21 protein-coding genes, 1 other RNA gene and 1 pseudogene are annotated in these 21,650 nt (G+C 53.6%); 9 read left to right on the top strand and 14 right to left on the bottom strand.

Translation table 11 applies throughout. The features are described 5' to 3' along the window. Positions 1–117: 117 nt before the first annotated feature. Positions 118–756, top strand: coding sequence for a TetR family transcriptional regulator (locus tag PGR10_RS01420; protein ID WP_087857909.1), 639 nt, complete (start codon positions 118–120; stop codon positions 754–756). A 26-nt stretch (positions 757–782) separates the two neighbouring features. Here the strand turns inward: PGR10_RS01420 and fumD are convergent, their stop codons facing one another. Then, positions 783–995 carry a fumarate hydratase FumD gene (gene fumD, locus PGR10_RS01415; RefSeq protein ID WP_087857910.1) on the bottom strand — a complete coding sequence of 71 codons (213 nt, stop codon included), beginning with the start codon at positions 993–995 and terminating at the stop codon, positions 783–785. A gap of 235 nt (positions 996–1,230) precedes the next feature. Further along, entirely contained in the window at positions 1,231–1,362 is a 132-nt protein-coding gene (locus PGR10_RS01410) for a hypothetical protein (protein WP_161799851.1), read from the bottom strand. Between PGR10_RS01410 and PGR10_RS01405 the strand changes: the two are divergent. The 3 genes and pseudogenes from PGR10_RS01405 to PGR10_RS01395 form a co-directional block, all read left to right on the top strand. Continuing rightward, positions 1,358–1,492: pseudogene (locus tag PGR10_RS01405) on the top strand (hypothetical protein); the annotation flags it as partial. The gene PGR10_RS01410 and the pseudogene PGR10_RS01405 sit on opposite strands and share 5 nt — an antisense overlap. A gap of 7 nt (positions 1,493–1,499) precedes the next feature. Continuing rightward, positions 1,500–2,912 (top strand): pyruvate kinase PykF, encoded by a 1,413-nt coding sequence (pykF, locus tag PGR10_RS01400; protein WP_047056319.1) that lies wholly within the window; start codon positions 1,500–1,502, stop codon positions 2,910–2,912. A 311-nt stretch (positions 2,913–3,223) separates the two neighbouring features. Beyond that, complete coding sequence (locus PGR10_RS01395; protein WP_002908860.1) at positions 3,224–3,460, top strand: major outer membrane lipoprotein; 237 nt, start codon at positions 3,224–3,226, stop codon at positions 3,458–3,460. A gap of 60 nt (positions 3,461–3,520) precedes the next feature. Here the strand turns inward: PGR10_RS01395 and ldtE are convergent, their stop codons facing one another. The 7 genes from ldtE to sufA all read right to left on the bottom strand — a co-directional run bounded on the left by ldtE (position 3,521) and on the right by sufA (position 10,129). Next, a complete protein-coding gene (gene ldtE, locus PGR10_RS01390; protein ID WP_087857911.1) occupies positions 3,521–4,507 on the bottom strand; it encodes a L,D-transpeptidase LdtE in 987 nt (328 codons plus the stop codon). Between the two features lie 100 nt (positions 4,508–4,607). Further along, positions 4,608–5,024, bottom strand: a complete 417-nt coding sequence (gene sufE / locus PGR10_RS01385) for a cysteine desulfuration protein SufE (RefSeq protein ID WP_015705132.1) — start codon at positions 5,022–5,024, stop codon at positions 4,608–4,610. Positions 5,025–5,035: 11 nt separating this feature from the next. Then, positions 5,036–6,256, bottom strand: coding sequence for a cysteine desulfurase SufS (gene sufS, locus PGR10_RS01380; protein WP_430922783.1), 1,221 nt, complete (start codon positions 6,254–6,256; stop codon positions 5,036–5,038). Beyond that, positions 6,253–7,524, bottom strand: a complete 1,272-nt coding sequence (gene sufD / locus PGR10_RS01375) for a Fe-S cluster assembly protein SufD (RefSeq protein ID WP_430922782.1) — start codon at positions 7,522–7,524, stop codon at positions 6,253–6,255. The genes sufS and sufD overlap by 4 nt, the downstream gene beginning before the upstream one ends. Continuing rightward, on the bottom strand, positions 7,499–8,245 hold the full coding sequence (gene sufC / locus PGR10_RS01370) for a Fe-S cluster assembly ATPase SufC (RefSeq protein ID WP_047050190.1): 747 nt from the start codon (positions 8,243–8,245) through the stop codon (positions 7,499–7,501). Before sufC ends, sufD begins: the two co-directional genes overlap by 26 nt. Before the next feature lie 16 nt (positions 8,246–8,261). Beyond that, complete coding sequence (gene sufB / locus PGR10_RS01365) at positions 8,262–9,749, bottom strand: Fe-S cluster assembly protein SufB (protein WP_113374145.1); 1,488 nt, start codon at positions 9,747–9,749, stop codon at positions 8,262–8,264. 2 nt (positions 9,750–9,751) lie between these two features. After that, positions 9,752–10,129: a Fe-S cluster assembly scaffold SufA gene (gene sufA / locus PGR10_RS01360; RefSeq protein WP_063443660.1), complete on the bottom strand. Its 378-nt coding sequence runs from the start codon at positions 10,127–10,129 to the stop codon at positions 9,752–9,754. 554 nt (positions 10,130–10,683) lie between these two features. Between sufA and PGR10_RS01355 the strand changes: the two genes are divergently transcribed. Next, a complete protein-coding gene (locus tag PGR10_RS01355) occupies positions 10,684–10,803 on the top strand; it encodes a small membrane protein (protein ID WP_411325710.1) in 120 nt (39 codons plus the stop codon). A gap of 402 nt (positions 10,804–11,205) precedes the next feature. On the opposite strand, the gene PGR10_RS01350 is transcribed toward PGR10_RS01355, so the two are convergent. After that, positions 11,206–12,012, bottom strand: coding sequence for an MBL fold metallo-hydrolase (locus PGR10_RS01350; protein WP_430922781.1), 807 nt, complete (start codon positions 12,010–12,012; stop codon positions 11,206–11,208). A gap of 160 nt (positions 12,013–12,172) precedes the next feature. Here PGR10_RS01350 and PGR10_RS01345 point away from each other — a divergent pair, with 160 nt between their 5' ends. Continuing rightward, positions 12,173–12,787 carry a hypothetical protein gene (locus PGR10_RS01345; RefSeq protein WP_228302309.1) on the top strand — a complete coding sequence of 205 codons (615 nt, stop codon included), beginning with the start codon at positions 12,173–12,175 and terminating at the stop codon, positions 12,785–12,787. A 486-nt stretch (positions 12,788–13,273) separates the two neighbouring features. On the opposite strand, the gene PGR10_RS01340 is transcribed toward PGR10_RS01345, so the two are convergent. After that, positions 13,274–13,522: a GlsB/YeaQ/YmgE family stress response membrane protein gene (locus tag PGR10_RS01340; protein ID WP_087857921.1), complete on the bottom strand. Its 249-nt coding sequence runs from the start codon at positions 13,520–13,522 to the stop codon at positions 13,274–13,276. 167 nt (positions 13,523–13,689) lie between these two features. On the opposite strand from PGR10_RS01340, the gene PGR10_RS01335 reads away from it, so the two are divergent. Next, entirely contained in the window at positions 13,690–13,878 is a 189-nt protein-coding gene (locus PGR10_RS01335; protein ID WP_087857922.1) for a YegP family protein, read from the top strand. Between the two features lie 37 nt (positions 13,879–13,915). On the opposite strand, the gene menI is transcribed toward PGR10_RS01335, so the two are convergent. Both menI and ydiJ read right to left on the bottom strand, forming a co-directional pair. After that, the gene (menI, locus tag PGR10_RS01330) at positions 13,916–14,326 is read right to left on the bottom strand and encodes a 1,4-dihydroxy-2-naphthoyl-CoA hydrolase (RefSeq protein WP_308958603.1); all 411 of its coding nucleotides are present in this window, start codon (positions 14,324–14,326) and stop codon (positions 13,916–13,918) included. Beyond that, positions 14,323–17,379 (bottom strand): D-2-hydroxyglutarate dehydrogenase YdiJ, encoded by a 3,057-nt coding sequence (gene ydiJ, locus PGR10_RS01325; RefSeq protein WP_430922780.1) that lies wholly within the window; start codon positions 17,377–17,379, stop codon positions 14,323–14,325. Before ydiJ ends, menI begins: the two co-directional genes overlap by 4 nt. Positions 17,380–17,597: 218 nt before the next feature. On the opposite strand from ydiJ, the gene ydiK reads away from it, so the two are divergent. Continuing rightward, a complete protein-coding gene (gene ydiK, locus PGR10_RS01320; RefSeq protein ID WP_113374151.1) occupies positions 17,598–18,722 on the top strand; it encodes an AI-2E family transporter YdiK in 1,125 nt (374 codons plus the stop codon). A gap of 170 nt (positions 18,723–18,892) precedes the next feature. Continuing rightward, an RNA gene (gene rprA, locus PGR10_RS01315) (antisense sRNA RprA) lies at positions 18,893–19,000 on the top strand. An 82-nt stretch (positions 19,001–19,082) separates the two neighbouring features. On the opposite strand, the gene ppsA is transcribed toward rprA, so the two are convergent. Further along, positions 19,083–21,461, bottom strand: a complete 2,379-nt coding sequence (ppsA, locus tag PGR10_RS01310; protein ID WP_015367026.1) for a phosphoenolpyruvate synthase — start codon at positions 21,459–21,461, stop codon at positions 19,083–19,085. Positions 21,462–21,650: the final 189 nt, after the last annotated feature.

The raw sequence follows: 21,650 nt of genomic DNA, 5'->3' as shown, positions 1-21,650 counted from the left end.
GGGTCATCAATCGACATGAGCACTGACTATGTATCATTTGGTTCACAGGCGCCAGATTTGGTTGCTGAATTGTGATCAATATGTGTATTTTTTGTCTCCACAGAAAAAGGAGTCGTTATGTCCCTCATTGCTCATGATGAAGCACAATCCCTGAAGGAGCGCATCTTCGCCGCCGCCATTACCGTGTTTGCCGAATATGGCCTTCCCGGCGCGCGTATGGAGCAGATCGCCATCGAGGCGCAAACCACCAAACGCATGGTGGTCTACTACTTCAAGAGCAAAGAGCAGCTGTACCAGGCGGTACTGCAACATGTGTATGCGCGGATCCGTGAAACGGAGCAACAGCTGGGGTTGGAGCACCTGCCGCCGGTTGAGGCGCTGGTGCAATTGGTGAAATGGAGCGTGCGCTATCACGCCACTCACGCCGACTACATGCGGGTTATCTGCATGGAAAACATGCAGCGCGGCAAGTGGTTGAAAGGTTCAGAAGAGCTGAAGCCGCTTAACCGTACCGCGCTGTCGATTATCGAAGATATTCTGCAACGCGGCCAGCAACAGGGGATTTTCCAGGCTGGTCTGCAAGCGCGCGACGTGCATAGGCTGATCAGTAGTTTTAGCTTCTATCAGGTATCGAATTTTTATACTTTCAGCAGCCTGTATCTCGACGATCCGCTGCCAGAAATCGACGACGAAGAGATGGTCTCGCACCACTGCGAAATCGCGGTAAAAGCGGTGATTAGGTTCGTAATCTCTTAAGCGCTGCTTATGTTGGGGCGCGACGTTTAGTGCCCCGATAACGCGTGAATCACCCTTTCCATCGCCTCGCGGGTCAGCGCTGAACGTTCAATTTTGTTATTTGCCAGCGCGGTGCGTACGACACCGGCGATAACAATATGTTTTGGCTGTTGGCCAAGATCGCGCATTTCCAATACCACCTTACCCACTACGCGGCACATTTCCTGATAGAGCTCGTCGTCTTTCGCTTTATTTCCCATTATTAAGACTCGTAAATTATCATTATCAATCAATTCATTATTGATACGATTTTATAATAAAGCAAACTGCGCTATTTTTTTCCACTCAATGAAGCGTTTTACTGCCTTTAATAGGTTTGTAAATATGATAAAACACCGTTTAATCTGATCCGCAGCGGCAAAAGTGTGTTGCAGCTTCGCGAGCGAATCGTGTGAATTTTGTTACATTAATCACATTAAAAATGAAACGCCGTTTTTATTTTCCTTTTTCGTTTCGGCAGCGTATAATGCGCCTCGATTCTTTCTTGAATGGTTTCAGCGCATTGGACTGCACAAAAAAACGTACAAAACATTGCCACTTTTCATGGGCTGAACCGCCAGCACACATTCTTCTGCACGCTCTTTTGTTGTCACCTATCCTTAGAGCGTGGCATTGCAACTTTCGTAACACAGGTTTGACTCCGCGGCAGTGCGCCCTCGGAGCGAGATTTCCATATCCTTCACAACTTAAAGACTAAGACTGTCATGAAAAAGACCAAAATTGTTTGCACCATCGGTCCGAAAACCGAATCCGAAGAGATGTTGACCAAAATGCTGGACGCGGGCATGAACGTCATGCGTCTGAACTTCTCTCACGGCGACTATGCGGAACACGGTCAGCGCATCCAGAACCTGCGCAATGTGATGAACAAAACCGGTAAGAAAGCCGCAATCCTGCTGGACACCAAAGGGCCGGAAATCCGCACCATCAAGCTGGAAGGCGGCAACGACGTCTCCCTGAAAGCGGGCCAGACCTTTACCTTCACCACTGATAAATCCGTAATCGGCAACAATGAAATCGTTGCGGTGACCTACGAAGGCTTCACCACCGACCTGAGCGTCGGCAACACCGTGCTGGTCGACGATGGTCTGATCGGTATGGAAGTGACCGCGATCGAAGGTAACAAAGTTATCTGTAAAGTGCTGAACAACGGCGACCTCGGCGAGAACAAAGGCGTTAACCTGCCGGGCGTTTCTATCGCTCTGCCGGCGCTGGCTGAAAAAGACAAGCAGGACCTGATCTTCGGTTGTGAGCAAGGCGTTGATTTCGTAGCCGCTTCCTTTATCCGTAAACGTTCTGACGTGGTTGAAATCCGCGAGCACCTGAAGGCGCACGGCGGCGAAAACATCCAGATCATCTCCAAAATCGAAAACCAGGAAGGCCTGAACAACTTCGACGAAATCCTCGAAGCGTCTGACGGCATCATGGTTGCTCGTGGCGATATGGGCGTTGAAATCCCGGTAGAAGAAGTTATCTTCGCGCAGAAGATGATCATCGAAAAATGTATCCGCGCGCGCAAAGTCGTTATTACCGCGACCCAGATGCTGGATTCCATGATCAAAAACCCGCGTCCGACCCGCGCTGAAGCAGGCGACGTCGCTAACGCCATCCTCGACGGCACCGACGCCGTAATGCTGTCCGGCGAATCCGCGAAAGGTAAATACCCGCTGGAAGCCGTTACCATTATGGCGACCATCTGCGAGCGTACCGACCGCGTGATGACCAGCCGCCTGGATTACAACAACGACAACCGCAAACTGCGCATTACCGAAGCGGTTTGCCGCGGCGCAGTTGAAACCGCTGAGAAACTTGAAGCGCCGCTGATTGTCGTCGCCACCCAGGGCGGTAAATCCGCACGCGCCGTGCGTAAATACTTCCCGGACGCCACCATCCTTGCGTTGACCACCAACGAAACCACCGCTCGTCAGTTAGTCCTGAGCAAAGGCGTGGTACCGCAGCTGGTGAAAGAGATCGCCTCTACTGATGATTTCTACCACCTGGGTAAAGAGCTGGCGCTGCAGAGCGGCCTGGCGCGTAAAGGCGACGTGGTTGTGATGGTTTCTGGCGCGCTGGTTCCAAGCGGCACCACCAACACAGCCTCCGTGCACGTGCTGTAATAATTTACAGGTTATTTTATCTTTTTTTAAAGCGCTCCTCTGGGGCGCTTTTTTTTATTCATTCCCTAGCTGTTCTTAATAAAAATGCAAATCGGATTTTACTATTTAATAAGAGATTATCTAAGATGAATCCGATGGAAGCCTTCTGTTTTCACAGCGCTTTTTAAACCAAATCGACGAATTCGATGCTTCTTTGAGCGAACGATCAAAAATAAGTGCATTCGGATAAAAAAAATATTCTCATCCCAAAAAAGTTTGTGTAATACTTGTAACGCTACATGGAGATTAACTCAATCTAGAGGGTATTAATAATGAATCGTACTAAACTGGTACTGGGCGCGGTAATCCTGGGTTCTACTCTGCTGGCTGGTTGCTCCAGCAATGCTAAAATCGATCAGCTGTCTTCTGACGTTCAGACTCTGAACGCTAAAGTTGACCAGCTGAGCAACGACGTGAACGCAATGCGTTCTGACGTTCAGGCTGCTAAAGACGACGCAGCTCGCGCTAACCAGCGTCTGGACAACCAGGCTCACTCTTACCGTAAGTAAGAGTTCTGGTAATAAAAATGGCGCACATTGTGCGCCATTTTTTTTGCCTGTTGTTTTACCCTACTGCGTCAGTTTAGTGTCATTCTGCTGGCTATTCTGCGCTGACAGCTCGGTCGTCGCGCTGCCCGCCCCTTCAGAAACCACCACCGGATATCCCGCTCTTCGCGACAGCGCTTTTTTCAGCTGCAGGTCATCCACCGCTTTATCGTCAGAAAAGGCCTGAAACGCGGCAGGAAGCGTGTAAGAGATTGTCCGGGTATTTTCCCCTTCAGTTTGCGAAAGCGGCCTGTGGACCTCTACATAGCGTTTACCATCGGGTTCTACCGCAAACTTCACCGGCTGATTGATAATCCGTACCGGCGTGCCCGCGCGGACCTGGCTGAACAGCGCCTTAATGTCGTCAGCGTTCATTCGCATACAGCCGGAACTCACCCGTAGCCCGACGCTATCAGGCGCGTTGGTACCGTGGATCAGATACTCGCCGTTACCGTAGGCCAGTCGCAGCGCGTAGCGGCCTAATGGGTTATTGGGCCCGGCGGGGATCACCGGCGGCAGCTTAATACCCTTCTCCAGCGAGCGCGCGCGAATACCGGCAGTCGGCGTCCAGGTCGGGTTAGGGATTTTCTGCCCGACGCGGGTGGTCATCTCCGGCGTTTCCAGCCCTAACTGGCCAATGCCGAGCGGATAAACCTGCACCTGATTTTGCCCCGGCGGGAAATAGTACAGCCGGAGCTCGGCCAGGTTGACGACAATGCCTTCACGCGGGACATCCGGCAGCAGCATCTGCGATGGGATTAAGACCCGTGTGCCCGGCTTCGGCTGCACCGGCGCAATCGTATCGTTGGCTTCAAGAATCAGCATCGCCGCCGTGTCGAAGTGGCGGGCGATAGCCTGCAGGTTGCGATCCCCTTCCTGTACCGTCCAGTATTGGTTTTGGCCAATCAAACGGCTGTTGGCAGGGGGAAGTGGATAATCGACAGCCCAGGCGCCGTGCTGCGCGCTCAGAGCTGCGAGAAGGGTCATCGTGATGAGAGACGCGCGTTTCATACTGAGATTCCTTCTTTCGCTGATAAAACGCCAGGATCTGCGCGGCGACGAAAGCGTTCGCCTTCGTCGCACGTAACAGAATGAAATCTACCTGTTTATTCTAGCTAAGATTTGCGGCTTTCGCGCGAATTGCGCGGATCATCGCTTCAAGGCCCTGCGAGCGGGAGGGGGTAAGATGTTGGGTCAACGCCATTTTTTCAAACCACGGGCGTACATCGAATTCGCTAATATCCTGCGCGGTCATGCGGTCATAAAGGATGAATACTACCGCAATCAGCCCTTTGACGATGGCCGCATCGCTATCGCCGCGTAGGGTAATCACGCCGGATGGCTCCTGCTCCATCACGATCCACACCTGGCTTTGGCAGCCCTGAATAATGTTCTGCGCGATGTGTTCTTCCGCGCTGAGCGGCGCCAGGCGCTGGCCGAGTTCAATGATGTAGAGATACTTCTCTTCCCAGTTAGCGCAGCGAGAAAAGTTGCGCAGCAATTTGTCTTTGTCTGGTAATGCCGCCATATTCGCGTCCTTTAACCCAGTAATTTGTGGATCCGCTGCAGCCCGGCCACCAGCCGATCCACCTCTTCCATCGTATTGTACATCGCCAGCGACGCCCGGCACATCGCCGGCACCTGATAGAACGCCATCAGCGGCATCGCGCAGTGGTGACCGGTGCGCACCGCGATGCCGTAGTTATCAAGAAAACTGCCGACATCGTAGGCATGATGTTTCCCGAGATTAAAAGCGATGACGCCCAACCGATGTTGCGGGCCGTAAAGCGCCAAATCCGGCACCTTTTTCAGCTCCTGCAGGGCATAACGCATTAATGTCTGCTCATATTCGCCAATCTGCTCAAGCCCAATCTGGCTAACATAGTCCAGCGCGGCGCCGAGGCCGATAATTCCCCCGGTATTCGGCGTACCGGCTTCAAAGCGCCACGGCGCCTTCGCCCAGGTGGTGCCCTCCTTCAGGCTGACGGTAGCAATCATCGACCCGCCCCCTTCCCACGGCGGCATCTCCTGCAGCAACACTTCTTTGGCATATAGCACGCCAATACCGGTCGGCCCGTACAGCTTATGCGCCGAGAAGACGTAAAAATCACAATCCAGCGCCTGCACATCCACCGGGTGATGCATCACCGCCTGCGCGCCATCCACCAGCACCTTCGCGCCATGCTGATGCGCCAGCGGGATCAGCGCCGATAGCGGGTTTTCCGTCCCCAGCACGTTCGACACCTGGGTTATCGCCAGCAGCCGGGTGCGGTCGTCAAACAGGCCAGGGATAACATCGAGCTGTAGGGTTCCGTCCTGGTTGAGCGGGATCACTCGTAGCTCGGCGCCGACGCGGGCGCAGAGCATCTGCCACGGCACGATATTGGCGTGATGTTCCATTTCGCTGACGATGATATTATCGCCGGCCCCGACGTTAGCCCCGCCCCAGCTATTGGCTACCAGGTTGATGCCTTCGGTGGTACCCCGTACGAATACCAGCTCTTCCGGCGAACGGGCATTAAGAAAAACGGCCGCCTGCTGGCGTACCTGCTCCATCCGCGCCGTCGCTTCGGCGCTCAGCGTGTGGATACCACGATGGACGGCAGCGTAACCGTGGCGGTAAAACTCGGCTTCTGCGTTAATCACCGCTTCCGGTTTCTGCGCGCTGGCGGCGCTATCGAGATAGACCAGCGGCTGACCATTAACCTCACGGCTCAGCACCGGGAAATCGGCGCGCAGGCGTTCCACTGAAAATGTCATGCATCTCCTCCCGGCAGGCGCTTGCCAATACGCGCCAGCACCTGTTGTTTCAGCGCATCATCGCTAATGGCTTCAGTAAGCTCGGCGGCGAAGGCGTAAAGGATCATCTGCTGCGCCGCCTGTTGATCGATACCACGCGAGCGCAGATAGAACAGCTGTTCGTCATCAATACGTCCGACGGTGGCGCCGTGGCTGCATTTGACGTCGTCGGCGTAAATTTCCAGCTGCGGTTTGGTATCGACTTCCGCCAGCCTTCCCAACAACAGATTGTTATTGGTCATCTGACCATCGGTTTTCAGCGCGTGTTTCGCGACGTTAATCAGGCCATTAAATACCGCCCGCCCCTTATCGCTGACGATGGTTTTGTGTAGTTGACGGCTGTTGCAGTAGCCAACGCGGTGATCGAGCCAGGTACGGCTGTCGCAGACCTCGTTTTTCACCGGCATCGCCAGCGAGTTAATGCGCAGATTGCTGTTTTCACCAGCCAGACGGGTGCTGGTATGGTGTCGTAACACCGCGCCGCCCAGCAGGAAGCTGCTGCTGAATGCCGAAGCATCACGGCCAAGCAGCAGATCGTTATGGGCGAAGTGGTAGCTTTGCCCATTTTCAAACGCCAGCTTGATATGCTGCAGATGGGCGTTATCCGCCACTGCCATGGTCAGGCGTCCGCCGGTGAAATGCCGCTGCTCATCAAGGCTAATATAGTGCTCGATGATGGTCGCCTGCGCCCCGCTCTCCAACGCCAGATGATGGCGATAGTGAGCGGTATTAAGCTCGTCGCCTGCCAGTCCGCTGGTAATATGCATCAGCAACAGCGGTTTCTCCGGACGCTGATTGCGCTTCACGTCGATGCGGGTTACCGTCTGCGCCAGACTTTCGGTGAGATGAAGAAACACTTCCGGCTGTACCGCGTCCGGCAGATGCTGGCGCTGGTTACCAACGCTAACGTCAAAACCGCTAGCGGCGAGATCGTCGCTGAGCGCCGGGCTGAAGCGGCCATCAATAAACACCATCCGCCAGGCGTCGAGGTTGAGCGCCAGCGCGTCGCGCTGCGCCACGCTGAGCGTCGCCGAACGTGCAACAAAAGTGCCGCTTAGCAGCGTATCCAGCGGGGTGTATTTCCAGTTTTCATGTTTGCGCGTCGGCAACCCCAGACGCAACAGCTGTTGCAGATGCTGATTGGCCTGCGGCGCGCGTTCTTCGCCGTGAGCTTCAAACAGATGATGCCACTGCTGCAGCGCGTTACTGCTGTTCGCTAAGCCAGCCATAGCCCTGCTCCTCCAGTTGTTTAACCAGAGTGAAATCGCCCGACTTGACGATTCGCCCCTGATACAGCACGTGGACATAATCCGGTTTGATGTAATCAAGGATACGCTGATAGTGGGTGACGATAATAAAGGCTCGTTTACCGTCACGCAGCGAGTTAACCCCCTCCGAAACAATCTTCAGGGCATCAATATCCAGTCCGGAATCCGATTCATCCAGAATACACAGCTCAGGCTCAAGCACCGCCATTTGCAGAATATCGTTGCGTTTTTTCTCGCCGCCAGAGAAACCGACGTTCACCGAACGGGTCAGCAGATCTTCCGGCATCTTCAGCAGTTTGATCTTCTCTTCCATTAAATCCTGGAAATCGAAACGATCCAGCGCCTCCAGGCCGCGATAGCCGCGTACGGCGTTGAGCGCGGTTTGCAGGAAAAACTGATTACTGACGCCGGGGATTTCCACCGGATACTGGAAAGCCATAAAAATGCCCTCCCCGGCGCGATCCTCCGGGGCGAGTTCGAGCAGGTCTTTTCCCTTAAACTCGACGCTGCCGCCGGTGACTTCGTAATCCTCCCGTCCGGCGAGCGTCGCCGAGAGCGTACTTTTCCCTGAGCCGTTAGGGCCCATGATCGCGTGGACTTCACCGGGGCGTACCTCAAGGTTCAGCCCGCGCAGGATCTCTTTGTCTTCAACGGCGACTTGCAAATCTTTAATACTTAACATCTTTTTTCCTTAATTATCAGCCGACGCTATGTTCAAGGCTAATAGCCAGCAATTTTTGCGCTTCGACGGCGAACTCCAGCGGCAATTCTGAGAACACGTCCTTACAGAATCCATTGACGATCATCGAGATCGCGTCATCTTCACTAATACCCCGCTGCAGGCAGTAGAACAGCTGGTCTTCACCAATCCGCGAGGTGGTGGCTTCGTGTTCCAGCTGGGCGCTGTTATTGCGGCATTCGACGTACGGGAAGGTATGCGCCCCGCAGTCCGGGCCGATCAGCATCGAATCGCACTGGGTGAAGTTCCGGGCGTTCGTCGCGGTCGGCATAATTTTGACCAGCCCGCGATAGCTATTCTGGCTGTGGCCGGCGGAGATCCCTTTCGAGATAATGGTCGAACGGGTGTTCTTGCCGATATGAATCATTTTGGTCCCGGTATCCGCCTGCTGATGGCCGCTGGTTAGCGCCACCGAGAAGAATTCGCCGATCGAGTTATCGCCGCGCAGAATACAGCTCGGGTATTTCCAGGTAATGGCTGAGCCGGTTTCCGATTGGGTCCACGACATCTTGCTGTTTTCGCCTTCGCACAGCGCGCGCTTGGTGACGAAATTAAGGATACCGCCGGTATTGTTGTCGCCGGGGAACCAGTTCTGCACGGTGGAGTACTTCACTTCCGCATCTTTATGAATGATGACTTCAACCACCGCCGCATGCAGCTGGTAGCTGTCGCGAACCGGTGCCGAGCAGCCTTCGATATAGCTCACGTAGCTACCCTCGTCGGCGACCAGAATCGTACGTTCAAACTGGCCGGTTTTCTCGGCGTTGATGCGGAAATAGGTCGACAGCTCCATCGGACAACGCACGCCTTTCGGCACGTAGATAAAGGTGCCATCGGAAGCGACCGCGGCGTTCAGCGCGGCGAAAAAGTTGTCGTTGCCCGGCACTACGGTGCCGAGGTACTTTTTCACCAGTTCCGGATGATCGTGAATCGCTTCGCCAAAGGAGCAGAAGATGATCCCCTGCTCCGCCAGCTTCTCGCGATAGGTGGTCGCCACCGATACCGAGTCGAAAATAGCGTCCACCGCGACTTCTTTGCCTTCGCGTACCGGTACGCCGAGCAGGTTAAAGGCTTCCTCGACTTCATTTGTCAGGAAAGTGTTCGCCCCGGTTTGCTGCACCGCGCCGGGTTCGGAGGCACAGGTATCGTCGCAGTTGCCGCAGGATGGCGCCGAGTAGTAGCTATAATCCTGATAATTGAGCTTATCGTAATGCGCTTTCAGCCAGTGCGGTTCTTCCATCTCCTGCCACGCCCTAAAGGCGTTGAGACGAAATTCGAGCATCCACTCCGGTTCATTACGACGAGCGGAGATCGCGCGCACCACCTCTTCGTTGATGCCTTTGGCCAGCTCATCGGTTTGTAGCTGGGTAAAAAAGCCTTCTTTATAGTTGAGCGGGCCGCCGGTCCAGCTTTTGACATCGTCAGTTGCTTCAGTATTTCGAGACATAGTTACTCCGCCTGCACCCCGAAGCTTTCGCCGCAGCCGCATTCGTGCTGCGCTTTCGGGTTATGAAATTTGAATATTTCATTTAAACCTTCGCGAACATAATCCAGTTCGGTACCGTCAATGAACGGCATCGCCTGCAGCGGCGCAAACAGCTTCGCGCCGTCGCGCTCAAACAGCAGGTCGTCGTCCGCCGGTTCGGCAATCATTTCCAGCACGTAGCCAAAACCGGCGCAACCGCTGGTTTTGATTCCCAGACGCAGCCCCTGCTTATCCGGCTGTTTATGCATCAGTTCGCGGATATGGGCCGCCGCAGCGGGGGTCATCGTGAGCCCCTGCCAGTTGAAATCGTCGGGATTAAAGGTGTTTGTTTGTAGTTCCATCGCTCTACCTCATCGATTGCCGCTATCGGGCCATACCCTCATGTTAGTGATAATGATTATCACTTCAACCCTGCCATAGCAGGGGTATTCGTCCATTTCGCCCATTCCTGGGCTTTTCTATAAGCATAGACCCTGGCAGAGGGGTTATCAGGCAGCATTTTCTTCATCTAACTCAATGATAAATAATAAATTAGCAGGGAAAAGACTTAGGCAAAGCGGCAATGAAAAAAGATGTATCGAAAATACCTATTTATTAGATAGGCAAATGACCCGTCTATGTGGTAGCAACAGGCAGCTTCCTTGCCAGCGCCAGGATTAGCATCGCTTGCGCCATCAGGATGTCATTAAAGTGAAAAATAATAGTAATTAGCTATAGAAAATAGCGCTTCTGCCGCTGGATTTCGGAATTATATGCCACCTCAATTAACAACCATCATTCAGTTATACTTTTTGTTATCTGAAGTGTGTTTTTCACTAGGATTTTTCCTGGTGTAGATGTAGATTCTTCCTCATAACAATAAAATTACCGATCTTCATTTCTGAGGATATCTCAAATGGAAAATTTATTTTTCGTTATTATTGTGATAATTCTTTTTCTACTTGCCATTGCTGTTTTCATTTCCTATATCAAGGATCGAAAAAAACAAAAAAACACATTCAAAAAGAAATATTAATAACCAAAATATTATTACCAACTTCTATCAAAAGACTTTCTATCATAATTTTCAATCATGCCCCATCACAGGGGCATACAGACACAACAAGAAGCCTCCCCTCACGCTGACGCTCTTCGCCATACCTTTAATGACTTTCCATAGATTATTTATTGCACCACGGTAAGTGACTCGCTGGCGAAGAAAACAATGATATAAACCCCATTGTAAAAAACCGCTACAAGCAATGCCAAAAGCAGACTATCCATTATCATTTTCGTGGTAAAAAAAACCAGTAACATTGACACGAAATAATATGTGTCGCTCAAAACCAGAAATATGCATGACCAATTCTTCATAATCTTTCGCCTGGCATATTACGGGTTCAAGAATACTTTCAATTCAGTATTTAGCCCGGCATGACTAGACGCTATGTCTGGCCAAACATGCCACATACTTTTTCCCCGATTGACGTACGATTTCTTGTGCATTAACCAGAATCTCCCGTCCTTCAAACGCGCCGTAGATTTGGCTAAACTTCAGCTCGTCGAGACGTCGGATGATATCACTCACTGTAGCAGCCGGCAGCGGCAGCATATTGGGGTAACTCCACATGAAAGAAACGGCGTTAGCTCCGGGCGCCACCTGGACTATATCGCCGGATAATAACAGACCGTCATCCTGTGCCCAGTGCAGCACGCTGCCGCCGGCGAAGTGCCCGCCCAGACGAATCAAGCTGACGCCAGCGGTCAGTTGTAGAGTTTCGCCCTCCCATAAGCTGATCCACGGGCTATCACGCATGATCCACTGCCGGTCATCCCCATGCAGATAGATTGGCGCCTTGAATTCCGCCGCCCAATCCTGCATACAGCTGTAATAATGCGGATGCGAGATGGCGATAGCCTTCAGCCCACCTAGCGCGGAAACCAGCGTTTTGGTCGCCTCATCGAGGTTGGCGATACAGTCCCACAGAATATTGCCCTGCGGCGTACGCAGCAGAAATGCGCGCTGATCAATGGCAAAACTGGGGATGGTGCGAATGCTAAAAAGCCCACTGCTATGCTGCTGCCATTTATTGTTATGCGATGCGGTGAACTTATTTAACGCAATCCACTGCTGCCCGCCCACAGGAACAAATTGACGCTCGTCTTCACATACCGGGCAATGTTGCGCAGGGCCTCCGCTAAATTCATAGGAGGTACCACAAGCTTTGCACAGCGTAATCGTCATATCTTCCCCTCTATCCCAGCATCTGATAACAAGCATGGCACATGCTTATTTTAAGCATATGTCAGATAGTGCGAGATGCAACGACCTACCGGGTTTGGTAGCGTTCTGTATTTTTTATCGTTTGTCATAACGGGCATAATCGACCGTCAGCAGTATATGAATGATGGACGGGAAAAGAATGCGCAAATTTTCAGCATTACTATTAATAGGGTTACTTACCGGCTGCTCGGTTAACGCGCCGCAAAGCGCGCAATACAATGCCGAATACTCCCAGCACCAGGATATACGCAAGCGGAACGTATACCGATTTAAGATAAAACCGCTGCAATCCAGCGGTGGAAAATATTGGGGGGCGGATAATTTAACGCAGGTTTTTTACGTCAGTGACAAAAATGCCGCAAGCATTGAATTACGCTTCAATTACCCCACCGCAACGCTACAAGCCTCATCGTTAGACGGGCAAGGGAAAGTAGTAAGCACTCAAACGTTCATCTTGTTAGCCGAATCCGCGACGCCGCCATCGGGTTCGGACACGAAGTACTTATACCTGACGAAAAGTGGCGAGTTACTGAGTAAATGGAAAAACTGTACGCCGGATATGAGCGTAGGCTGTAGCTGGGGTGGACATCAAATATTTATCACCCACAGCGCCGACCTGGCAGTGCAGTATGCAACCGGTGGCGCAGGTTTAGCTTTTCTGCTGATTCCATTTTACGCATCCGAAGCCCGACTACAGGTTTTCGCCAAAGTGCCAATCGGTGCTGCTGACGAGTAATAGAACGTTCACGTTTTGTGATGTGATCGGTTAATTCTTAAAAGCAGGGTTGGTTAAGACAGCGTTTACTCATGTACAATCCCTCTCCTTTGTGAATACTTACCGGTGCAAGGCCGGGCTATTGTTTTGGGAGCGAGTGTCGTACAGGATGATTGATATCAGTATTATGTCGATGTGCATGGTTGTGCTATTGGTGATGAGCGTGTTGCTAGAATAAGCGCGGCCCCTACTGTTTTTGTCAGCTTATTTTCCCCCTGAATTGGACATAAAATTACCTCACTGCTTCTCCAGCCGGGAAGCGGTCAGGCTGCGCCTTACCATCCGGCAAAACGGTGTTTACGCCCTTTGTCAGGAGGCAGCCGAAAAAATTTGCCAAAATGGGTTCGCCCGCGGGTATCCTGCGGGCTTTTTTTGTGTCGCAGGCATAAAAAAACCGCCGTGGTTCACGGCGGCTTACTTTCTCAGAGTCAATGTACGCCTGGCGTATTAACTCCTCACTTTACGGTAGATAAACAGCACAACAAGTGCGCCAATTACCGCCACGACAAAGCTACCGAAGTTAAAACCGTCAACTTTGCCAAAGCCGAATAAGGTACTGATCCAGCCACCAACTACCGCACCGATAATACCGAGGATCACGGTGACAATAAATCCACCGCCGTCTTTGCCCGGCATAATCCACTTAGCCAAAATACCAGCGATCAAACCAAAAATGATCCAGGAAATGATACCCATGGTTAACTCCGTCCTCTTTGTTACCGTGAATGTAATTCGTAATTAAAATAGTAGCATAATTACAACGAATGATTTAACAAATATATATTTATTGGATGATTGCTTGCCGTAGCGTTAGCCATGGTCTACAGATTATTCAGTGCTCATCAACGCCGAAGGAGTGAGAAATGGGATATTACGTACTGAAAAAGTCTGATAAGAACGTCTCGCAGCCGTGGTATTTTCTGCTGAAGGCCGATAACCACGAGACCATCGCCACCAGCGAGATGTACTCATCGAAAGATGCGGCGAAAAAGGGTATCGCCTCGGTGCAGAAAAACGGCGCCAGCGATGTCATCAAGGACGACACGCAATAAACAATCAGGGGATGCTAATGCATCCCCTGAAATACTGTTACACCACCGCGGTGGTCAGCCGTGATGAGCAGCACAAACGCCCCTGCTCATCGGAGATATCGATTTGCCACACCTGATGGCGCGACCCCACATGCAGCGCGGTACAAACCCCACGCACCCGCCCACTGCGCACTGAACGAATATGGTTGGCATTCACTTCCAGGCCGACCACTTTCTGTTCCCCTTCGGTACACAAATAGCCCGCAACCGAACCCAGCGTTTCCGCAAGAACCACCGATGCGCCACCGTGGAGCAGGCCAAATGGCTGATGCGTACGGTGATCAACCGGCATTGTTGCTTCAATGGCGTTATCGTTGATGGCCACAAACTGAATATCCAGCAGACCCACCATGTTCCCCTCGCCCATCGCGTTAAGCTGCGCTAGCGAAGCCTGACGTTTCCAAATCATCCGATAATCTCCAGCAGAGCCTGCAGCGGGTGACGCACTCCGCTACCTTCGATACGCTTCACCTGGCTTCGGCAGGAATAACCGGTGGCCAGACAGCGGCTGCGCGGTAAACGCGCCATCGCCTGCTGCCAGGAAAGCGCGTAAATCGCCAGCGAGTTGGCATGGTTTTTCACTTCATGACCATAGGTACCGGCCATACCGCAGCAACCCGTACTGATGTACTCCATTTTCGCCCCAAAACGGGCAAATATTTCCGCCCACTGTTTGGGCGCGGCCGGTAGCGCCGTCACTTCTGTACAGTGACCAAACAGATACCAGGGTTCGCCGCTGTTGTCCTGGCCGGCCGATGGCGCTATCGCCTGGGTCAGCCACTCATGCGCCAGCATCACGCGAAAATCGCCGCGTTTCTCGCCCAGCGTCTGGTTATATTCATCGCGATAGCAAAGCACCAGCGCCGGGTCGACGCCAACCATCGGTATATCCAGCCGCGCTACGCGGTTGAGAAAATCAGCAGTTTTCTGCGCGGTACGCGCAAAGCGCGTCAGGAACCCTTTGATATGCTGCGCTTTACCGTTCGGTGAGAACGGCAACAGCACCGGCTGATAGCCGACTTTTTCAATCAGGCGGACAAAGTCAGCTACCACCTGCGCTTCGTAGTAGCTGGTAAACGGATCCTGTACCACCAGCACCCTCTTCGCACGCTGGTCGACGCTCATCGCTTCCAGCTCCTCAAGCGTGGTATTGGCGGAGCGGTGGCCTGCCAGCTGCTGTTTGAGCGACGGTACGGAGAGCAGCGGCAGATCGACCATGCCGATATGTTTTTCCGACAGCTTGCGCATCCACGGCTGATTGATAAAGAAGTTGAAGGTTTTCGGCGCCTGGGCCATCAGCGGCGCGTAGGACTCGACCGTCGCCACCAGATGATCACGTACCGGTCGTAGGTAGCGGCTGTGATACAGCTGCAGGAAGCGGGAACGGAATTCCGGCACGTCGATCTTAATCGGACACTGGGTTGAACAGGCCTTACAGGCCAGGCAGCCGGACATCGCCTCTTTCACTTCATGCGAGAAATCATATTCGCCTTTACGCGCATGCCAGCTGTTGCGGGTACGCTCGATCAGGGCGCGCAGGCTCACGCCTTTTTCCGGAAGCTCTTGCTCCAGTTTGTTCGGATCGATACCACGGTCGGCCAGCAGGCGTAACCATTCACGCACCAGCGTCGCGCGGCCTTTCGGCGAATGGATGCGCTGATTGCTGACCTTCATTGACGGACACATCGGGCTTTTTACATCGAAGTTAAAGCACAGACCGTTACCATTACACTCCATCGCGCCGCGCCAGGCGCTACGCACGGCAATGGGAATTTGGCGATCGTAGGTGCCGCGTTTCACCGCATCGACTTTCATCATCGGCGCATCGACGCCTTCCGGTGGGCAAATTTTCCCCGGATTCAATCGGTTATCCGGATCAAATGCCGCTTTCACTTTACGCAGTTCGCTATATAACTCCTCGCCAAAAAAGGCCGGACTGTACTCGGCGCGGAACCCTTTACCGTGTTCGCCCCACAGCAGGCCGCCATATTTGGCCGTCAGCGCCACCACCTCATCGGAGATCTGCTTCATCAGCACCTCCTGCTGCGGGTCGCACATGTCCAACGCCGGACGAACGTGCAGCACGCCGGCATCGACGTGTCCAAACATGCCGTAGCTCAGGCCATGTCCGTCGAGTAAAGCGCGAAACTCGGTGATGTAATCCGCCAGATGCTCAGGCGGCACGCAGGTATCTTCAGCGAAAGGAATCGGTTTAGCGGCGCCTTTGGCGTTGCCCAGCAGACCAACCGCCTTTTTACGCATGGCATAGATGCGCTCGACGCCATCCAGTTCATGACAGACCTGCCAGCCAATCACTCCTGCGGCGCCCTGCGATATGAGCTCATCAAGACGCTGACACAGGGTGGAAACCTGACCGTCTATTAATTCAGCATCATCACCGGCAAACTCAACGATATTGAGCCCCAGCATCTCTTTATCCGGCACATCGGCGATCAGTTCGCTTACCGAGTGCCAGACGATATCTTCTCGCGCCAGATTAAGTACCTTCGAGTCGACGGTCTCCACCGACAGCGCCTTCGCTTCAACCATGAAAGGCGCGTTACGCAGCGCCGAATCAAAGGAGTCATACTTGACGTTAACCAAGCGGCGCACCTTCGGCAGACGCGTAATATCGAGCCGCGCTTCGGTGATAAATGCCAGCGTGCCTTCGGAGCCGGTCAGAATGCGCGTCAGGTCGAACTCGCTCATCTCATCATTGAACACATGACGCAAATCGTAGCCGGTCAGGAAGCGGTTCAGTTTCGGGAATTTATCGATGATCAGCTGACGCTGCGCTTTGCAGCGCTGATAGACGGTACGGTAGATGCGGCCAATCGCTGACTGCTCGCGCCCCAGCGTTTCCGCCAGCGCGGCGGGAATTGGTAAAGTATCAAGGATATCGCCGCCCATGAGTACCGATCGCACCCCGAGCACATGATCGGAGGTTTTACCGTAAACCAATGACCCCTGTCCGGAGGCATCGGTATTGATCATTCCGCCGAGCGTCGCGCGGTTACTGGTCGACAGCTCTGGGGCGAAGAAATAGCCGTAGGGCTTAAGAAACTGGTTAAGCTGGTCTTTGATTACCCCGGCTTCGACCCGTACCCAACCCTCTTCAGGATTGATTTCGATAATACGGTTCATATAGCGCGACATATCAACGATGATCCCCGCATTCAGCGCTTGACCATTGGTGCCGGTACCACCGCCGCGAGGGGTAAAAATCAGCGATTTAAAGCGCGGTTCCGCCGCCAGTCGCGCCAGTAAAGCGACGTCTGCGGTGGAACGGGGAAACAGAATGGCGTCCGGCAACAGCTGATAGACACTGTTATCGGTCGCCATAGTGAGCCGGTCGGCATAGCTGGTGGCGGTATCGCCGGTGAAACCTTGTTGCTCCAGTACCTGCAAAAAATTCAGCACCAGTTGAACGACGCCCGGCGCTTGAGAAATCTGTGGGATCATGACGCTTGACCCTGCCTGAATATGTTGTGTTTAGATGATGTAATAATGCGCAAATTAAACGTTTGCGTGGCGCACTCAACTTTTTATCACATTTTTTTCATATCCGCCCACGAGATTTACGGGCAAAATCAGGCGCGCGAAATTATTGATATTATTATCTGTACATGGAATTACGCTGCGTCAGCATTGAGACGCGATTGGAAAGGTAAATTTTCTCTATGATTAACCAACATCAGCCCCGGGACATACCGCAAATTCTGCTGTCGGTGCTGTTTTTGTCCCTGATAATTATTTCCTGCCTGTGGGTTGTGCAACCATTTATTCTCTCCTTCGCCTGGGCCGGTACCGTGGTCATCGCCACCTGGCCGGTGCTGCTTCGTTTGCAAAAGCTGCTGTTCGGCAAACGCGCGCTGGCGGTGCTGGTGATGACGCTACTGCTGTTTTTACTATTCGTCATTCCCATTGCCTTACTGGTGAATAGCCTGGTCGATAATAGCGCCCCGCTGATTAAAATCGTCAGTACCGGCCAGGTAACGCTGCCGGATTTCGCCTGGCTGAACTCGATTCCGCTGATCGGCGATAAACTCTATTCCGCCTGGCATAGCCTGCTGGAGATGGGCGGCGCGGCGATTATGGCCAAGGTCCGACCTTATATCGGCGCCACCACCACCTGGTTTGTCGGCCAGGCTGCGCATATTGGTAAACTGCTGGTTTACTGCGGACTGATGCTATTGTTCAGCGCCCTGCTTTACTGGCGCGGCGAGCGGGTCGCCTATGGTTTCCGCTACTTCGCGACCCGTCTGGCCTCAAAGCGTGGCGATGCTGCGGTGGTCCTCGCCGGACAGGCGGTTCGCGCCGTGGCGCTGGGCGTGGTTGTCACCGCGCTGGCGCAGGCGGTTCTTGGCGGTATCGGGCTGGCGATAAGCGGCGTACCTTACGCCGCGCTGTTGACCGTGGTGATGATTTTCACCTGTCTGGTACAGCTGGGGCCGCTTATCGTGCTGGTGCCGTCGATTATCTGGCTGTACTGGACCGGCGATACGACCTGGGGCACGGTGCTGCTGGTATGGAGCTGCGTGGTTGGTACGATGGATAACGTAATTCGCCCGGTGCTGATTCGCATGGGCGCCGACCTGCCGATGATTCTGATCCTCTCCGGCGTTATCGGCGGCCTGATCGCCTTCGGCATGATTGGCCTGTTTATCGGTCCGGTGCTTCTGGCCGTCTCCTGGCGCCTTTACGACGCCTGGGTGCAGGAAGTTCCAGCGCCGCCGCTGGACCCGGATCTGGTTCTGGCGGAGCTCGCCGAACTTAATGCCAGCCATAACAAAAGCGAAAAGTAACAGAAAGGCGGGGAAACCCGCCTTAAACTTAAGCTAAATTTATCAATCCCCTGCCACTTCCGGCATATTCATGTTCCAGCTCGATATTTACCTCTCATATTCTTCACACTGATTTAACTATTGAGAAGAATCCGATCGACGTCAACAGCCCTGATGCCTACTATTAGCCCACGGTTATAGATCAAGATATTGATTTATAAGCATGGAAATCCCCTGAGTGAAACAACGAATTGCTGTGTGTAGTCTTTGCCCATCTCCCACGATGGGCTTTTTTTTACGTCAAAATCAAAAAACGCAACGTTGCTGAAGGCAAAAAAATCCCCGGCATTTCTGCCAGGGATTGGGCTATCCGCGTTGAACTTATTTATTCAGTTCAGCCAGACCTAACCAGGTTTGCACCACGGTATCCGGGTTCAGGGACAGGCTATCGATCCCCTCTTCCATCAGCCAGGCGGCAAAGTCTTCGTGGTCGGACGGCCCCTGGCCGCAGATGCCCACGTATTTGCCCTGTTTTTTCGCCGCGCGGATGGCCATCGACAGCAGCGCTTTCACCGCGTCGTTGCGTTCATCAAACAGCTCAGACACAACGCCGGAGTCGCGATCGAGACCCAGCGCCAGCTGCGTCATGTCGTTCGAACCGATCGAGAAGCCATCGAAATACTCGAGGAACTGCTCCGCCAGCAGCGCGTTCGACGGGATTTCGCACATCATGATGATCTTCAGCCCGTTCTCGCCGCGCTTGAGCCCCTGACGTTCCAGCTCTTCAACCACCGCTTTCGCCTGCGCGACGGTACGTACGAACGGCACCATCACTTCCACGTTGGTCAGGCCCATGTCGTTACGCACGCGTTTCATCGCTTCACACTCCAGCGCGAAGCAATCGCGGAAGCTTTCTGAAACGTAGCGTCCGGCGCCGCGGAAGCCAAGCATCGGGTTCTCTTCTTCCGGCTCGTAACGCTCGCCGCCCACCAGGTTGGCGTATTCGTTAGATTTAAAGTCGGACAAACGCACGATGACGCGTTTCGGGTAGAAGGCGGCGCCAAGGGTAGCGATCCCTTCGGTCAGGCGGCCAACGTAGAACTCTCTCGGCGAATCGTAGCCTTTCATTAGCTCGCGGATTTCGTTCTGCAGGCCCGGCTCCTGGTCGTCAAATTCCAGCAGCGCGCGCGGGTGAACGCCAATCATGCGGTTGATGATAAATTCCAGCCGCGCCAGCCCCACGCCTTCATTCGGCAGGCAGGCGAAGTCAAAGGCGCGATCCGGGTTGCCGACGTTCATCATCACCTTCAGCGGCAGGTTCGGCATCTCGCCGACGCTGGAGCTCTTCACGCTGAAGTCCAGTAGCTCTGCGTAGACGTAGCCGGTGTCGCCTTCGGCGCAGGAGACGGTGACGTTCTGGTTTTCCTGGATGCGATCGGTTGCATCGCCGCAGCCGACCACAGCCGGGATCCCCAGCTCGCGGGCGATAATCGCCGCGTGGCAGGTACGTCCGCCGCGGTTGGTGACAATCGCCGAGGCTTTCTTCATGATCGGTTCCCAATCCGGGTCGGTCATATCGGTGACCAGCACGTCGCCGGGCTCAATGCGGTTCATCTCACTGATATCGTGAATAACCTTAACCGGGCCGGCGCCGATGCGGTGGCCGATAGCTCGCCCTTCGGCGATGATCTGCCCCTGGGCATGCAGGGTATAACGCTCCATCACCTGACCGCGCGAACGGACGGTTTCCGGACGCGCCTGGACGATAAACAGCTTACCGGTGTGGCCATCTTTAGCCCACTCGATATCCATCGGGCGACCATAGTGCTTCTCGATCTGCACCGCCTGCTTCGCCAACTCTTCCACTTCCTCGTTGGTTAACGAGAAAACATCGCGCTGCGCCTGCGGCACATCTTCGATGCGCACCTGCTTGCCGTGTTCCTGAGTCGGCGCGTAAACCATGCGGATTTTTTTCGACCCCATGGTACGGCGCACGATAGCCGGGCGATTAGCCGCCAGGGTCGGTTTATGGACGTAAAATTCGTCGGGGTTCACCGCGCCCTGCACCACCATCTCGCCAAGCCCCCACGCCGAGGTGATAAACACCACCTGGTCGAAACCGGACTCGGTATCGATGGAGAACATCACGCCGGAGGAGGCCAGATCGGAGCGCACCATCCTCTGCACCCCGGCGGATAGCGCCACGCCGCGGTGATCGTAACCCTGATGCACGCGATAGGAGATCGCGCGATCGTTAAACAGTGAAGCAAAGACGTGCTTCACGGCAACGAGCACGGCGTCAAAGCCCTGCACGTTGAGGAATGTCTCTTGCTGGCCGGCGAAGGAAGCATCTGGCATATCTTCCGCCGTCGCCGAAGAGCGAACGGCGAACGAGGCCTCGGCGTCATCGGCGGACAGCAGGTCATAAGCTTCGCGAATCGCGTTTTCCAGTTCGCTCTGGAAGGGGGTGTCGATGATCCATTGACGGATCTGCGCGCCCGCTTTCGCTAATGCGGAAACGTCGTCAATGTCGGTTTCATCCAGCAGTGCATAAATGCGCTGGTTAACGCCGCTTTGGTCCAGGAACTGATCGAAAGCATCAGCGGTGGTGGCGAACCCGTTTGGTACGGAGACACCCATACCGGACAGGTTAGTAATCATTTCACCAAGGGAGGCATTTTTGCCCCCAACTCTGTCTACATCATTCATGCCGAGTTGGTTATACCAAAGCACCAGCGGTGACGAGCCATTGTTGGACATCGAGACAATCCTTTTGTGATTTAATACAAATTATAGAAAACACACGATCGACTACGGTATTCATCCTGACATATTTATGCCGCTGAAAAAAACGGTGAATCGTTCAAGCAAATTAATTTTCTGTTTTTAGGATTGTTTTCCGGAATTCCCTAACTATATGATTAAAATGGATTCTATTGATATCTGATA

The sequence above is a fragment of the Klebsiella sp. 141198 genome (assembly GCF_050600785.1).
Lineage (GTDB): Bacteria > Pseudomonadota > Gammaproteobacteria > Enterobacterales > Enterobacteriaceae > Klebsiella > Klebsiella aerogenes.
Note: the sequence above shows the minus strand (reverse complement) of the source record. Positions and strands in the feature narration are given on the sequence as shown.